Annotated in this window: 13 protein-coding genes and 1 pseudogene; 8 read left to right on the top strand and 6 right to left on the bottom strand. The window is 39.2% G+C overall.

Annotated elements, in window-relative coordinates; all coding sequences use genetic code 11:
- Positions 1-259 precede the first annotated feature (259 nt).
- Positions 260-892, top strand: a complete 633-nt coding sequence (locus tag IAR63_RS15740) for a 4Fe-4S single cluster domain-containing protein (protein ID WP_187705919.1) — start codon at positions 260-262, stop codon at positions 890-892.
- Between the two features lie 70 nt (positions 893-962).
- Entirely contained in the window at positions 963-2,189 is a 1,227-nt protein-coding gene (gene ispG / locus IAR63_RS15735; RefSeq protein WP_187705918.1) for a (E)-4-hydroxy-3-methylbut-2-enyl-diphosphate synthase, read from the top strand.
- Positions 2,190-2,220: 31 nt separating this feature from the next.
- On the opposite strand, the gene rsmG is transcribed toward ispG, so the two are convergent.
- Together rsmG and IAR63_RS15725 are read right to left on the bottom strand one after the other, a co-directional pair.
- On the bottom strand, positions 2,221-2,973 hold the full coding sequence (gene rsmG, locus IAR63_RS15730; protein ID WP_187707494.1) for a 16S rRNA (guanine(527)-N(7))-methyltransferase RsmG: 753 nt from the start codon (positions 2,971-2,973) through the stop codon (positions 2,221-2,223).
- Between the two features lie 11 nt (positions 2,974-2,984).
- The gene (locus tag IAR63_RS15725) at positions 2,985-3,638 is read right to left on the bottom strand and encodes an ABC transporter ATP-binding protein (RefSeq protein ID WP_187705917.1); all 654 of its coding nucleotides are present in this window, start codon (positions 3,636-3,638) and stop codon (positions 2,985-2,987) included.
- Between the two features lie 126 nt (positions 3,639-3,764).
- Here IAR63_RS15725 and IAR63_RS15720 point away from each other — a divergent pair, with 126 nt between their 5' ends.
- The 4 genes from IAR63_RS15720 (at position 3,765) to secA (ending at position 8,784) form a co-directional block, all read left to right on the top strand.
- Positions 3,765-4,697 carry a Sll0314/Alr1548 family TPR repeat-containing protein gene (locus tag IAR63_RS15720; RefSeq protein ID WP_187705916.1) on the top strand — a complete coding sequence of 311 codons (933 nt, stop codon included), beginning with the start codon at positions 3,765-3,767 and terminating at the stop codon, positions 4,695-4,697.
- Positions 4,698-4,729: 32 nt separating this feature from the next.
- Positions 4,730-5,182: a DUF3531 family protein gene (locus tag IAR63_RS15715; RefSeq protein WP_187705915.1), complete on the top strand. Its 453-nt coding sequence runs from the start codon at positions 4,730-4,732 to the stop codon at positions 5,180-5,182.
- Positions 5,183-5,189: 7 nt separating this feature from the next.
- A complete protein-coding gene (locus tag IAR63_RS15710; RefSeq protein WP_057177352.1) occupies positions 5,190-5,621 on the top strand; it encodes an NUDIX hydrolase in 432 nt (143 codons plus the stop codon).
- A 367-nt stretch (positions 5,622-5,988) separates the two neighbouring features.
- Complete coding sequence (secA, locus tag IAR63_RS15705) at positions 5,989-8,784, top strand: preprotein translocase subunit SecA (RefSeq protein WP_187705914.1); 2,796 nt, start codon at positions 5,989-5,991, stop codon at positions 8,782-8,784.
- Positions 8,785-8,815: 31 nt separating this feature from the next.
- Here the strand turns inward: secA and rpmB are convergent, their stop codons facing one another.
- A complete protein-coding gene (rpmB, locus tag IAR63_RS15700) occupies positions 8,816-9,052 on the bottom strand; it encodes a 50S ribosomal protein L28 (RefSeq protein WP_006277509.1) in 237 nt (78 codons plus the stop codon).
- 76 nt (positions 9,053-9,128) lie between these two features.
- On the opposite strand from rpmB, the gene era reads away from it, so the two are divergent.
- Entirely contained in the window at positions 9,129-10,055 is a 927-nt protein-coding gene (era, locus tag IAR63_RS15695) for a GTPase Era (protein ID WP_187705913.1), read from the top strand.
- A 71-nt stretch (positions 10,056-10,126) separates the two neighbouring features.
- Entirely contained in the window at positions 10,127-11,398 is a 1,272-nt protein-coding gene (locus IAR63_RS15690) for a J domain-containing protein (RefSeq protein WP_187705912.1), read from the top strand.
- Between the two features lie 526 nt (positions 11,399-11,924).
- Here IAR63_RS15690 and IAR63_RS15685 read toward each other — a convergent pair.
- From IAR63_RS15685 to IAR63_RS18520, 3 genes and pseudogenes are all read right to left on the bottom strand, one after another.
- The gene (locus tag IAR63_RS15685; RefSeq protein ID WP_096545304.1) at positions 11,925-12,644 is read right to left on the bottom strand and encodes a hypothetical protein; all 720 of its coding nucleotides are present in this window, start codon (positions 12,642-12,644) and stop codon (positions 11,925-11,927) included.
- Positions 12,645-12,810: 166 nt separating this feature from the next.
- Positions 12,811-13,833 (bottom strand): hypothetical protein, encoded by a 1,023-nt coding sequence (locus IAR63_RS15680; protein ID WP_187705911.1) that lies wholly within the window; start codon positions 13,831-13,833, stop codon positions 12,811-12,813.
- Positions 13,834-13,939: 106 nt separating this feature from the next.
- Positions 13,940-14,053, bottom strand: a pseudogene (locus IAR63_RS18520) (photosystem II q(b) protein); the annotation flags it as partial.

Here is a 14,053-nt window from a genome sequence, read left to right as displayed (position 1 = left end):
ACATTCCGGTAGATTTGTCAATATCTGGGTAGAAATTTTCTTTCAGCTTCTAGCCCCAAATGTTGGGTTTCGTTCCTCAATCCAACCTACGAAATCCTGGGTCTTCTCTTGAAGGCGTTGCAATTTATAGGACTTTAGTTTAAGATATGATTATTCACCAAAAATTGTCAACAACCCACCTAAGAGAGCGGGGATCTCGGGGAGGGAAGAAAGATGATTAACTCAAAGCATTTTATACTTAGGGAGAAGGAGTAATAAAATGACAGCAGCTTTAAACGAATTAGTGATAATATCTCCCATGAAAGAAATTCCCAACGGGTATCTAAACATCATGGGGTATGTTGATAAATCCGAGGTTAACGGACCTGGTCGTCGAGCTGTGGTATGGATGCAGGGTTGTCCTCGCCACTGTTCCAGTTGTTTTAATCCCCAGTCTTGGAGTTTTGAAGTTAACAAGTTAGTTGCTATTGATGACCTAGCGGAAGATATCCTGAGAAATTCTGAAAATACAGGAGTTACTTTTTCGGGAGGAGAACCATTTCTGCAGGCCAAGTCCCTAGCGATTTTGGCAAGAAAACTCAAAGCTAGGGGTTTAAATGTAATGTCCTTCAGCGGTTTTACCCTCCAGGAATTACAATCGGAATCAGCACCCCCCGGTTCTCGGGAATTATTAGGAGAACTGGACATTTTAATTGACGGTCCGTTTGTAGATTCCTTAGCCATTAACTCCCCCACCTCCCCCGTATCCTCCCGGAACCAAAAAGTCTATGTGTTCAACCCAGAGTTTAATGATAAGATCACCTGGGCCAGCGATCAAATAGAAGTTCACATTCTGAAAGATGGAGCACGAATTGTGACCGGTTATCAAGGTTCCCTAGAACTGTTTAAGTGATAAAAAGTGGCATGTAGCTAACAGTCCTAAGAATCTGGTATGGTAGCTACAGAATCTACTTGTTGAGGCTATGCAAACCCTACCATCCCTTGAGACTGGTAATATTATCACCAGCCAACCCACCTTTGACACCACTATTAAACGTCGTAAAACCCGCCCTGTTAAGGTAGGAGATGTGACTATCGGTGGTGGTTACCCCGTGGTAGTACAGTCAATGATTAATGAAGACACCTTAGATATTGATGGCTCTGTCAGCGCTATTCGTCGTCTCCATGAAATTGGCTGCGAAATAGTTAGAGTAACTGTTCCCAGTATGGCCCATGCCAAAGCATTAGCGGAAATCAAACAAAAGTTACAACAAACTTACAGGGATGTTCCCATTGTAGCTGATGTCCACCACAACGGAATGAAAATTGCTTTGGAGGTAGCCCAACATATCGAGAAAGTTCGGATTAATCCTGGGTTATATGTATTTGAGAAACCGAACAGCAATCGCACTGAATATACAAAAACCGAGTTCGATGAAATAGGGGAGAAAATTCGTGAGACCCTAGCTCCACTAGTAGTGTCACTGCGAGACCAAGGTAAAGCCATGCGTATTGGAGTTAACCATGGTTCCCTAGCAGAAAGAATGTTATTTACCTATGGTGATACGCCCGAGGGTATGGTAGAATCAGCTTTAGAATTTATCCGTATTTGTGAATCTCTAAATTTTTACAACATTGTTATTTCCATGAAAGCATCGCGGGTTCCAGTGATGGTAGCTGCATACCGACTCATGGCTAAACGGATGGATGATTTGGGTATGGATTATCCCTTACATTTGGGTGTGACGGAAGCAGGAGATGGAGAATATGGCAGAATTAAATCCACTGCGGGGATTGCCACCTTGTTAGCAGATGGTATTGGTGATACCATTCGCGTGTCTTTAACAGAATCACCGGAAAAGGAGATTCCTGTTTGTTACAGCATTCTTCAAGCTCTTGGTTTGCGGAAAACAATGGTTGAGTACGTTGCTTGTCCTTCCTGTGGTAGGACTTTATTTAACCTAGAGGAGGTGTTACATAAAGTTCGGGAAGCAACGAAACATTTAACCGGGTTAGATATTGCTGTTATGGGTTGTATTGTCAACGGTCCGGGGGAAATGGCCGATGCGGACTATGGATATGTTGGTAAAAATCCTGGTTTTATCTCTTTGTATAGAGGTAGAGAGGAGATTAAAAAGGTTCCAGAGGACCAAGGGGTGGAAGAATTAATTAATTTAATTAAAGGTGATGGTCGTTGGGTAGATCCTTAGTTAACGCTCCCCCGACTTGTCGGGGGTTTATTTAACATAATGGATTTTGGATGGGTACACCCACAGGACGGGGAAAGCTTATGGGTGTGTGTAGCACCTTCTTTAAATATACACAGTGACGAACACTTTTAGTCAGGGGAGTGGTAAATCTATCTATCAGTTCTATCCTAGCTCCCAAAATATTGGCAGCGTGTTCTAAATTTTGATTTTCTTCCTGCGTCCAGGTTCCCCGATAAATGATTGCCAAACCGCCTTTTTTGATTAAGGGTAAAGTATATTCACTACATACGGGAGCACTAGCTACAGCGCGGATGACTGCTAAATCATATTTCTCCCTGTATGGGGTTTGCTGTCCAATTTCCTCCGCTCTTCCTAGAATTGTTGTTGCATTACTCAGGGTTAGTTTTTCTATAGCACTGTTGATAAAGTTAACTTTCTTGCGAGTAGAATCTAGTAGAGTTACCTGGTAATGAGGAAAAACTATCCCAATTGGTAGACCAGGAAATCCCGCACCGCTACCAATGTCAATTATTGACCCAGCTGCATTCAATTCTGGTAAAAAATGCTGCTGTGGTGCAACTCCTCTTAAAGAATCCCAAAGATGTTTTTCCCAGAATTCTTTGGGTTCGGTAATTCGAGTTAAGTTGATTTGACGATTAGCAAGTACAATCAAATCGTACAGCTTTTGCAGTTGATTCCCCTGTTCAATTGTGGGTTGCCAATTTAATGTTTCCTGCCAAATTTCTGCCATCTCCGGTAAAGTACCGCCACTTTCCCTATCCATACTTACCATAGTTACTTCGCTATTGACTCTAAACTGGGAGCAATAGGACTCAAAATACCATGGTGGAGATTCCAACAACAATCTGCTATTGGTAATAGGTCCCCCGCGTCATGGGTGACCACCAGTATTGTCCAGTTTTTCTTGAGTCTCTCTAGTAAAGTCACTAGTTGACGACGCATTGACCAATCCAGACCTGCTGTAGGTTCATCTAGTAGTAATAGGTTTGGTTGGCGAATCAACTGTACAGCCAGGGCTAAACGTCTTTGTTGTCCACCACTGAGAGCATTAGGCGATGTAGATAAGGGTAAACTCTCTAGTCCTACCTCCTTTAATGCATTCTTGACCCTCTCCAGTCCTAGTTCTGGATGACCCAAACGCAACTCTTCCAAAATTGTGCCCCCACAAAAGTGTCTTTCTGGAAATTGAAATACTATCCCCGCTAGTTGTTGCAGGTGTTCTGGGACTAGTTCTTGTTCCCTCCAAAATATACCACCACTAGTGGGTTCCGCAAGTCCTGATAAAATCTCTAATAGGGTACTTTTACCAGATCCACTTGGTCCAATTACTAGTCCTAGTTTTTGAGGTGGTAGTTCCAAATTAATAGCTTGGAGAATTGGAGTGGGACAAGCTGTGGGGTGATAAGTTAGATTTTGAAGATAGAGCATTTGATAAGATAGGTTCCAGGTAATTGAAATAAAGTTTCTCCGACTTTTCTGTATATTATTGAGTGTGTTTTGTTTCTCCTACGTACAAATAACTTGAGTTTAAGTGCTGTAACTACTTTGTAAATTATGATATCCAAAGGTTTTTTAATTGCTTTCCTCACTCCCACCAGAAATTTATCCTTTGTTCGGGTGGTTTCTATGGCTACCCTAGCTCTTGGTTTGAGCATTAATACAGCCTTTGCAGGAGACCCATTCCGTGTTAATCAACCTCATAAAATTGGCGATCGCACTGAAGCGGCTTTTAGAGCAATTTTTGAACAGGGGAATTATGGAGCAGGTGAAGATCATCTGAAAAAAGCCATGGTCGAGGAACCGGGGGAACCCTTGGTTTATGCTTTAAAAGCGTCCCTGTCCTATGTTAATCAAGATTGGGTTGCTTTGGAGAAGTATAGTCGAAAAACTTTAGAAACTGGTGAAAAGTTGACTGCGACTAATCCCTTGCGTGGTAATTTATACACTGGAGTGGGCAACTTTCTAATTGGAGCGACAACTCTCACTCGTCAAGGGGTTTGGAAGGGTGCTTCTCAGGCCTTTTTACAGTTAAAAAAGGTCTATGAATATTTAGACCAGGCAGAGGCTATTGATGCTAATGATCCTGAGTTAAATTTAATTAGGGGGTATATGAACTTGATGTTGGCGGTAAACTTACCCTTTACTAGTCCAGAACAGGCAATTGAACAATGGCAACAAAATGCCGCACCTCGTTACTTGGTAGATAGAGGTATTGCTTTAGCATATCGAGATTTACAACAATACCAGGAAGCCCTAGAATATGTCAATCGAGCTTTAAATAGCACTAGTGACAATCCAGAAATTTATTATCTCAAAGCTCAAATTCTTCATGAGCAAGCCAAAAGAGAACAAGACCAGAATTTGATTCAACAGGCGATCGCCAATTTTGATTTAGCCCTAGCCAAGAAATCCCAAATTCCTTCTAGTTTAGTCAAACAAATTGAGTATGAGCGTAGCCAGGCTCAAGCTAGACTTAAAAGCAATTAGAGATTAAAGAAACTACTGAAGAAACCACTAAAATGCACATTCAATTTCGAGAATTTAACCCCTTTGATGTCTGGATTTGGTTTAAGTTTGGGACAATTCCCTCCCCGCAGGAAAAACAATATGTGGAAGAGGTTTTTAACTCCTGGTTTTATTTAGGGAAACTAGGAGGATTTAACGCCGAGAACTTGCAAATACAAGAAACTGGTGTAGACCTAAACTACATAGATTATGATAGGGAAGGTTATAGTCGTTCCATGGTAGCTCTCATGCACAACATGGGGGAATTTGAATATGAGGGAGAATGGGGAAGATGCTGGTTCGACCTAGGCACAAGCGATGCGATCGCATTAGACATTCTTTTGAATGCACTGTTGCAGTTAAATGAAGAGTATATTGTGATAGAAATCCTATATATTGGGGGAGAAAACGAAGATTGGCCAGTAGAGAATGAGGAGATGCGTGCTTACTCAATTTACGAGAACTAAAAGAAAGATGAACAAACCAGGTGAGATTCGTGTTATAGTTCTAGCCCTAATCAGAGATGGGGAAAGAATATTTGTTTCCGAGGGATATGATCCAACCAAGCAATCAACATTTTATCGAGCTTTAGGTGGAGGGATAGAATTCGGGGAAAGCAGTCGAATGGCATTAGCGAGAGAATTTCAAGAAGAAATTCAAGCCGAACTAACCAATATTAGCTATTTAGGTTGTATAGAAAACCTATTTATTTTTGATGGTAACCAGGGACATGAAATCATTCAACTTTACCAATGTGACTTTGCTGACCCCAGATTTTATCAAATAGAAAGTCTCACCTTTTCAGAAACACCCCAGAAAAAACATCGCGCCCTCTGGGTAGAAATTAGTAAATTTAAATCAGGAGAACTCAGATTAGTGCCAGAAATATTTTTTGACTACCTGTAATTGCCATCTTCTCCTGAATCTCCAACTTGATATAGTAGAGTTTTATCATTGTGTCAAACTTATTCAAGACCAAGCCCAAACATACTCGAATTCAACGTCAGTTACTCATACTAATGTTAATCATTTTTGGCGGGAGTGTAGTCCTAGGATTTATAATGGGTCTACTCACCGGTATTCAACCCGTGACCTAACCAGCTGGAAATCGATAATATTACCTAATTTAATGAGTTCCAGGAGCATACATTTTGTTTATGAGATAGAATCTCTATAGGAGTATGTTGCTGGTAGAATGTAAAGGCTACACTAAGTAGCTCACCTGTCAAAACTCATCAGTCAACAATTAACACTTAATATTTGATAACTTGCCATGCTAAAACTATTGTTGGGCGATCCCAACGCTCGTAAACTAAAAAAGTACCAACACTACATTACAGAAATTAATCTCTTAGAAGAAGATGTTAAATTACTCTCTGATGATGAGTTAAGGGGGAAGACTGCTGAGTTTAAACAAAGATTAAACAAAGGTGAAAGCTTAGATGAGATTCTAGCAGAAGCTTTTGCAGTAGTAAGAGAAGCTTCTTCCAGAGTATTAGGGTTAAGACATTTTGATGTTCAGCTGGTAGGGGGAGTAATTCTCCACACAGGACAAATAGCAGAAATGAAAACCGGTGAAGGTAAAACCCTAGTAGCTACCTTACCCAGTTATTTAAATGCTTTAAGTAATAAAGGTGTTCATGTTGTTACTGTAAATGATTATCTAGCTCGACGAGATGCGGAATGGATGGGTCAGATACACCGCTTCTTGGGAATGAGTGTGGGACTGATTCAGTCCACCATGGTTCCCATAGAAAGGAAAAAAAATTACGACTGTGACATTACTTATGTAACCAACAGTGAAGTAGGTTTTGACTACCTGCGAGATAATATGGCCACATCCATGGAAGAAGTGGTACAACGTCCGTTTAATTATTGTGTAATCGACGAAGTAGATTCCATTCTGATTGATGAAGCGCGAACTCCCCTAATTATTTCTGGACAAGTAGAAAGACCAACAGAAAAATACTTACAAGCAGCAGAAATTGCATTTACCCTTAAAAAAGACGAGCACTACGAAGTTGATGAAAAAGCGCGGAACGTTCTTTTAACAGACGATGGTTTTGCTGAAGCCGAGAATCTTTTAGGCGTAACCGATTTATTTGATCCAGAAAATCCCTGGGCCCATTTTGTCTTTAATGCCATTAAAGCGAAAGAACTATTCCTCAAAGACGTGAATTATATCGTGCGCAATGGGGAAGTGGTAATTGTGGACGAATTTACTGGTCGGGTACTACCAGGAAGAAGATGGAGCGATGGTTTGCACCAAGCTATAGAAGCCAAAGAAAGAGTGGAAATCCAACCCGAAACCCAAACTTTGGCAACCATTACCTATCAGAACCTATTTTTGCTTTATCCGAAATTAGCTGGAATGACAGGAACAGCCAAAACGGAAGAAGCGGAATTTGAAAAGATTTATAAATTAGAAGTAAGTGTTATTCCCACCCACCGCACCAGAAAACGTCAAGACCTATCCGACATGGTGTTTAAAACAGAATCGGGTAAATGGGGAGCCATTGCACGGGAATGTGAAGAAATGCACAAAGGTGGCAGACCGGTACTAGTAGGAACCACTAGTGTGGAAAAATCCGAACTGTTGAGCAGATTACTGCAAGAAAAGGGTATTCCTCACGAATTACTCAATGCTAGACCGGAAAACGTAGAACGGGAAGCGGAAATTGTTGCCCAAGCTGGACGCAGGGGTGCAGTAACCATAGCTACTAATATGGCGGGACGAGGCACGGATATTATTTTAGGCGGTAACTCCGAATATATGGCTCGGTTGAAGTTACGGGAATATTTTATGCCTAGGATTGTGAGACCAGAAGATGATCAATTCACCATTCAAAGAGCTTCAGGACTTCCTAGTGGAAATGGTAGTAATGGTAGTGGTCAGGGTTTTGTTCCCGGCAAAAAACTCAAAACTTGGCGCGTATCTGGGGGGATTTTTCCCACTGAGTTATCCCAGGTAACTGAAAAACTATTAAAGGAAGCGGTTGAGGTAGCAGTTAATGCCTATGGTAGTCGCACCTTATCGGAATTAGAAGCAGAAGATAAAGTAGCTATAGCTGCTGAAAAAGCACCTACGGATGATGCAGTAGTGCAAAAGTTAAGAGATGCTTACCAGACTATTAAACAAGAATATGAAAAATTTACTGACGCTGAACATGTAGAAGTAGTAAACAATGGTGGACTCCATGTCATAGGTACAGAAAGGCATGAATCACGGCGGATTGATAACCAATTAAGAGGAAGATCGGGTAGACAAGGTGACCCGGGGACAACCAGATTTTTCCTCAGTCTGGAAGATAATTTACTGAGAATATTTGGTGGAGATCGGGTAGCTGGGTTAATGAATGCGTTCCAAGTGGAGGAAGATATGCCCATTGAATCGGGTTTATTAACTCGCAGTTTGGAAGGTGCTCAGAAAAAGGTAGAAACTTATTACTATGACATTCGTAAGCAAGTGTTTGAATATGACGAAGTCATGAATAATCAACGTCGTGCTATTTATGCTGAACGTAGACGAGTTCTAGAAGGAGAAGATTTAAAAGAACAGGTGATCAAATATGCAGAAAAGACCATGGATGACATCGTGGACTATTATATCAACCCAGAATTACCCTCAGAAGAATGGGATTTAGAAAAGTTAGTGGGCAAAGTCAAGGAGTTTGTTTACTTACTAGCAGATATGCAACCTGCTCAGCTAGAGGATATGGGAGTTGGGGAAATTAAGGCCTTCCTTCATGAACAATCGCGTATTGCCTATGATATGAAAGAAGCGGAAATAGACCAAATTCAACCTGGTCTGATGCGACAAGCAGAAAGATTTTTCATCTTACAACGTATAGATACCTTGTGGCGGGAACATTTACAGCAGATGGATGCCCTACGGGAATCTGTAGGGTTGCGTGGTTATGGACAAAAAGATCCACTTATTGAGTACAAGAGCGAGGGATACGAGTTGTTCTTAGACATGATGGTGAATATTCGCAGGGATGTGGTTTACTCCCTGTTTATGTTCCAACCCCAGCAACAACCCGCAGTCCAAACCTCTGAAATAGTCTAACCGTTCCTTGTCCCCCTTTCCCTCATCCCACTTAGTAAGTGTTTAAATTAATACCAGCTTCCTTGGCCATAGCTTCCAAACCTTTGGTATCAAGAGTTTTAATTGCTTTGGTAGAAAGTTTCAACTTTACCCAACGGTTACCAGCGGGCCACCAAACCCTCTTAGTTTGCAAATTAGGTTGCTGTAAACGTCTGGTACGACGGTGAGAGTGGGAAACGGACATGGCATTATTAGCCTTTTTACCTGTGAGTTCGCAACGACGAGACATTCAAAACCTCCAAACTTTATGAATTTAGACACAGTTCACCCATTATAAACCATCAAATTCAAATTATAGTTTCCCCATGGCCGAAGAATTTATTATTCCTCAAGCACCCGCTAACTTTAAGTCTGGATTTATCGGCATTATTGGTCGTCCTAATGTGGGTAAGTCAACCTTAATGAACCAGTTAATAGGACAAAAAATAGCTATCACATCACCAGTAGCGCAAACTACTAGAAATCGCTTGAGGGGAATTTTAACTAGGGAGAAAGCCCAGTTGATTTTTGTTGATACCCCCGGGATTCATAAACCCCATCATCCCTTGGGAGAGGTGCTAGTACAAAATGCTAAAATCGCCATTACATCGGTGGATGTGGTGTTGTTTGTGGTAGATGGCACAGCAGTCTGTGGAGGAGGCGATCGCTTTATTGCTGACTTATTAACCAAATGTGAAATCCCAGTTATTATGGGTATTAATAAAATAGATCAACAACCAGCAGAAGCTGAGAAAATAGATGAAAGTTATAGGGAATTAGCTCAAGAGAACCAATGGCAAATTGTTAAATTTTCAGCCTTAGAGAACCAAGGAATATTAGAATTAGAAGACTTATTAATTGAACAACTAGAAACCGGTCCATTATATTATCCACCAGATTTAGTCACCGATCAACCAGAAAGATTTATTATGGGGGAATTAATCCGGGAACAGATTTTATTATTAACCCGAGAAGAAGTTCCTCACTCAGTGGCGATCGCCATTGATTTAGTGGAAGAGAACCCAACAATTACCCGTGTTGTGGCCACAATTAATGTAGAAAGGGACTCCCAAAAAGGGATATTAATTGGTAAAGGGGGGACAATGTTAAAATCAATTGGTACTGTGGCCCGTCAACAGATTCAAAAATTGATTGCTGGTAAAGTTCATTTGGAATTATTTGTCAAAGTCCAACCAAAGTGGCGACATTCGCGGTTAAGGTTAGCAGAACTAGGATATAGGGTGGAAGAGTAGGGAGGGTTAATTCCCCAGTAACCCATAACAGAAAGCCATAAAAAATAAGAATGTAGTTGGGAGTTGAACAAATGTGGCAACGAATGATCAATGCTTTGACCAAGTGGTTGACCAAAATTAAAAACTTGCTTTTTAAAAACAAACCGCCTGCAGAAAAAAAAGAACGTCCAAAAGTTAGTGAATATACTGCCACCAAAGGCCCAGAAAGTAGTTCAGAACCTCCATCCTCAAAGCCTCCCAATAAAAAGAAGGTAAGAGATCCATTTGCCAATGCTCGTGGCCAAAATATTCTTTTTACCAAGGGAGTTTTATTTGAGGATCCCCAACCTGAAATAAATTCCTTGCAAAAAAAAGTCCTAGAAATCTTATTTTCTGTATTTAATTTATCAATAAAAGAGGATGATATTTATGTAGCTTACTTTCCCTCTCGTTTACTTTATTATATTGAGAAACAAGATTCTTTTTCAGCCTTCCGGCGATTTCTCAATGATATTGGCAGAACACCTGATGAAGTTTTTAAAAACCCTAAAATAGCCACCTTTACTAAAGAGATCATACTAGGTCTCTATGAAGCTGATATTAACTGTTGGGATACTGGAATTAGTACCGAGCCTTTATATCAACATTTAAGAGAAACTGCTGCAAATGTTGATTATAATTTGGAGAGTTTTATCAACCTGCTAAGTCGAATAGAGAAATTGGCAATTTTGATTCACCAACTACAAAGAATTGCCGGGCAAATTCCTTTCGACTCATTTAGAAAGTTTTCTCAAACAGTCAACTCAAGTTTAAAATCTTGGCATACTTTGTCAGACACAACTTTCGATCAATGGACAAATTCACTCAATGACTACAAATCACAATTTAGGGACTATCAGTATTTTTCTGAAGTAATTGACCAAAACTGCTTTAGACTCAGAAGTACTATGGCTGTAATACCACAAGAGATAATCAATGTCATTGAGAATTTATTAGAAGAAGTAGAACAACTTAAACAGAAACTGAAAATTGGATCAATTTCCATAAACGAAGGACTAGGTGAACTGGGAACCTTAGCGAGTGAAATCAAGGGGTTTGTTGATGAAGTTTTGCATCGTAACCAAGAAACTAACAGTTCAAGAAAAGAGGATTTTGCATATACAAGCAACACATTATCTCTTGATCAAGCATTCAGGTTACTAAATTTAACTCGTGAAACAATATCAATGAAATTACTCAAAACAGCACGCAACAAATGTGCAAGAGACCATCACCCTGACATGGGTGGGGATGTAAACATGATGAAAAGAATTAATGAAGCTTACGAAATATTAAAAGATTACCTAGAAAATCGACATACTTAAGCCCAATCTACGAAAATCTATTGCTGTTGATTGTTGATAACCCTACCTTTCATTGTGGTAGTCAGATTGCTCAGTATTTATCCCACATTTCGCACCCTAAGCTGTGACAGATCAAAGAGGATCCCAAAATAGTACATAATAACTAAAATTAATTCAGAGATAAGTTGGTTAGAACAGAATCTATCGCTGGTGTTTATGCCATAAAGCAGAATGAAGCGATCGCCTGTTCGTAAATTTAATTGCTCCGTTACTCTTGAAACCATAGGTTCTATTTTTATTATTTTTATACTATCGTTTTCTATGTTAAGTTTGCCCTACCGTTCGTGCTAAGCGGGTCAGTGGAATTAAATATAAGATTAACGTAGGTTGGGTTGAGGAGTGCGAAACCCAACACCCCCATGGGTCTCGTTACTCGACCTATCCTACAAGTAATTGTGCCTCCCTACTTAAACCGAACAAATATCTATGATACCTGTTTCTTTCATCCGGTCTGTCGCTATTTAGAAACATATGATCAAAGTGATTTTTATACTGCAATAAACTGATCATAAAAACTTCTCTTGATCCTACAAAGATTCTCTTCCAAATCAATAAATGATCTCTTATCTTCGTCTGATTTCAGTAAATTCTTCAAAATTAACCCTATCTTTCCTGAGTGAGTACAAGAGCTTAATGATGCCCTAACCAAAGTTACTCTGTGGTCATGGCAAAAATGTGGATAGTAGAATCGAGATTTATTCTCAGCATTGGTTCCCAAGATTGATGCAATTCTACTCCATAATTCACCATATTCAACTGAGACTAAGACCTCACCCCAAAAACGCAATATAGTTAAAATTTTGTGATCGGATTCAGAAGCTACTGCATCTGCAATAAGTTCTTTAGTTGATTTAATTATTTCGGAAGTTGTTTGTGTAGGGATAGATTTTAGAATATTAGATTTCTTAGCTCCAAGAGCCAGCAAATCATGCATCAAATCCTCTCTATGTGATGGAACATTTCCATTGATTCCAGGATATTCTTCTCTTACAATTTGCCTTGCAATTTTTATTGCTGTTTTGTCAGTTAGCCCATCAATAGAAATATCATAACAGCTTGTTATTTCGTATGACAAGAATCTCCTTTGAATGAGGATATTCAAAAAATCATCGAGTGGAATATTTTCAATGTTTTGAAAAATGTCATGTCCCTTGAATTTTAAAATTAATTCGTCCTCAAATCTGTCTAGTTCTGAAAAATCGATCATAAAGTCTCCAAATTAATTGTTAAATTTAATAATGGTGTTCCTCAATCATGGGATGATTTAAACAAATTTTCAACGGGTTTTCGATAGTTTCAAATACCAATTGATCCCATAAATATGCAGCGGCGATATTTTTTCAAACATTCATAAATGCGAAAAATTGTTCTGGCTACTGTATTGTAAATTCTTTTGCCATACGTTCTAACTCAGTTGTCCATTCATTGATATCACGAAATTCTTTCCCGATTCCCCATATTGTATCGATTTCTTTTCCTACCGATTGACCCAGTAGGGAATTTTGAGAAGTAACTTTCATCTGTGGTGACCTAATTGCAAGTTTCTCATGCATAAAGAAGCTTACGAAATAATGCTTGTCAGTACCGTACACAGAAATTGATGGTAAGGAGTTAAAAACCCTAATCTTGAGACCATCTCTGTTTTCAGGCCTAATTTTATTATGAATTCCCCTAAGATCATTTAAGCAATTCAATATCGACGTTTTAACTCCATCTGTTGTATCCCCTAAAGCTTCCGATCTAAGTGCTGAAATACCTGAATTTGGGTATAAAATCATAATTCTTGTCTTGCATCCATTGTTAATTGCAGTTATTAGTGATCCTGACAAGTCACTAAGATTTGGAATCCATGTATTCATTATCACTATATTTCTTGACTCACTAAATTCCCTTTCTAAATCTTGAATATACAAATGATTCAGAACACACTTAACTCCTCCATAGCGTTCATTCTCAAGTGAAAGAGCAATCTCATTTATGTCTAAAGGTGATAATGTTTCTTGAATTCCAGATAATGTGTCTTGAATTTTAGAGATTTGGGGAATCTCTATATTATTATTGGGGTTGATCAACTTCTTAACAACCGCTTCTGCAATTACTTCTGAGAGAGTTTCGTTATTAACTTGAGTGGTAATGGAGTGAATACGACGATATGTCATGTATGACAAGACAAACAAAAATGGAACACTTATTAAGTTGGTAATTAGTGATTTGCATAATTCCAATATTTGTATGCTTGGCTTTTCATTCTGCTGTAGTAAACCATCTAAATAAATATATAAAATAACTAAACCGACAATTCCTAAAACAGATCCAAAAAATACAAGCTTTTCAAGCTCTTCAAGAAGTTGCTTCTCTCTATCTCTTTTTGTTAATGATCTTTTTGGTGGTTGCATGATGACAACAAAAATAAACACTTGTTATTATCGTATCACAAAAGATGTTCGAGTAAATTGAATCTGCTCTAGGTCAGGAGCAGTCAATGCTACAGGAGCTACTTCACCAGTAACCATCTGGTGCTATGATGTTGTAAGTGTACTCGTCTTGTCCGAACTTGTGACAATATTTTTGAAACTCGCTTTCAGTTATTTCTCTTACTAAGAAAGAAGTTACCAA

Source organism: Cylindrospermopsis curvispora GIHE-G1 (genome assembly GCF_014489415.1).
GTDB lineage: Bacteria > Cyanobacteriota > Cyanobacteriia > Cyanobacteriales > Nostocaceae > Raphidiopsis > Raphidiopsis curvispora_A.
This window is presented reverse-complemented; position numbering and strand designations above follow the sequence as displayed.

What these genes read in the sequence shown, in the direction of transcription:
- IAR63_RS15740 (WP_187705919.1), top strand. Translation starts at nt 260, where the DNA reads ATGACAGCAGCTTTAAACGAATTAGTGATAATATCTCCCATGAAAGAA.
- ispG (WP_187705918.1), top strand. Translation starts at nt 963, where the DNA reads ATGCAAACCCTACCATCCCTTGAGACTGGTAATATTATCACCAGCCAA.
- rsmG (WP_187707494.1), bottom strand. Translation starts at nt 2,973, where the DNA reads ATGGATAGGGAAAGTGGCGGTACTTTACCGGAGATGGCAGAAATTTGG.
- IAR63_RS15725 (WP_187705917.1), bottom strand. Translation starts at nt 3,638, where the DNA reads ATGCTCTATCTTCAAAATCTAACTTATCACCCCACAGCTTGTCCCACT.
- IAR63_RS15720 (WP_187705916.1), top strand. Translation starts at nt 3,765, where the DNA reads ATGATATCCAAAGGTTTTTTAATTGCTTTCCTCACTCCCACCAGAAAT.
- IAR63_RS15715 (WP_187705915.1), top strand. Translation starts at nt 4,730, where the DNA reads ATGCACATTCAATTTCGAGAATTTAACCCCTTTGATGTCTGGATTTGG.
- IAR63_RS15710 (WP_057177352.1), top strand. Translation starts at nt 5,190, where the DNA reads ATGAACAAACCAGGTGAGATTCGTGTTATAGTTCTAGCCCTAATCAGA.
- secA (WP_187705914.1), top strand. Translation starts at nt 5,989, where the DNA reads ATGCTAAAACTATTGTTGGGCGATCCCAACGCTCGTAAACTAAAAAAG.
- rpmB (WP_006277509.1), bottom strand. Translation starts at nt 9,052, where the DNA reads ATGTCTCGTCGTTGCGAACTCACAGGTAAAAAGGCTAATAATGCCATG.
- era (WP_187705913.1), top strand. Translation starts at nt 9,129, where the DNA reads ATGGCCGAAGAATTTATTATTCCTCAAGCACCCGCTAACTTTAAGTCT.
- IAR63_RS15690 (WP_187705912.1), top strand. Translation starts at nt 10,127, where the DNA reads ATGTGGCAACGAATGATCAATGCTTTGACCAAGTGGTTGACCAAAATT.
- IAR63_RS15685 (WP_096545304.1), bottom strand. Translation starts at nt 12,644, where the DNA reads ATGATCGATTTTTCAGAACTAGACAGATTTGAGGACGAATTAATTTTA.
- IAR63_RS15680 (WP_187705911.1), bottom strand. Translation starts at nt 13,833, where the DNA reads ATGCAACCACCAAAAAGATCATTAACAAAAAGAGATAGAGAGAAGCAA.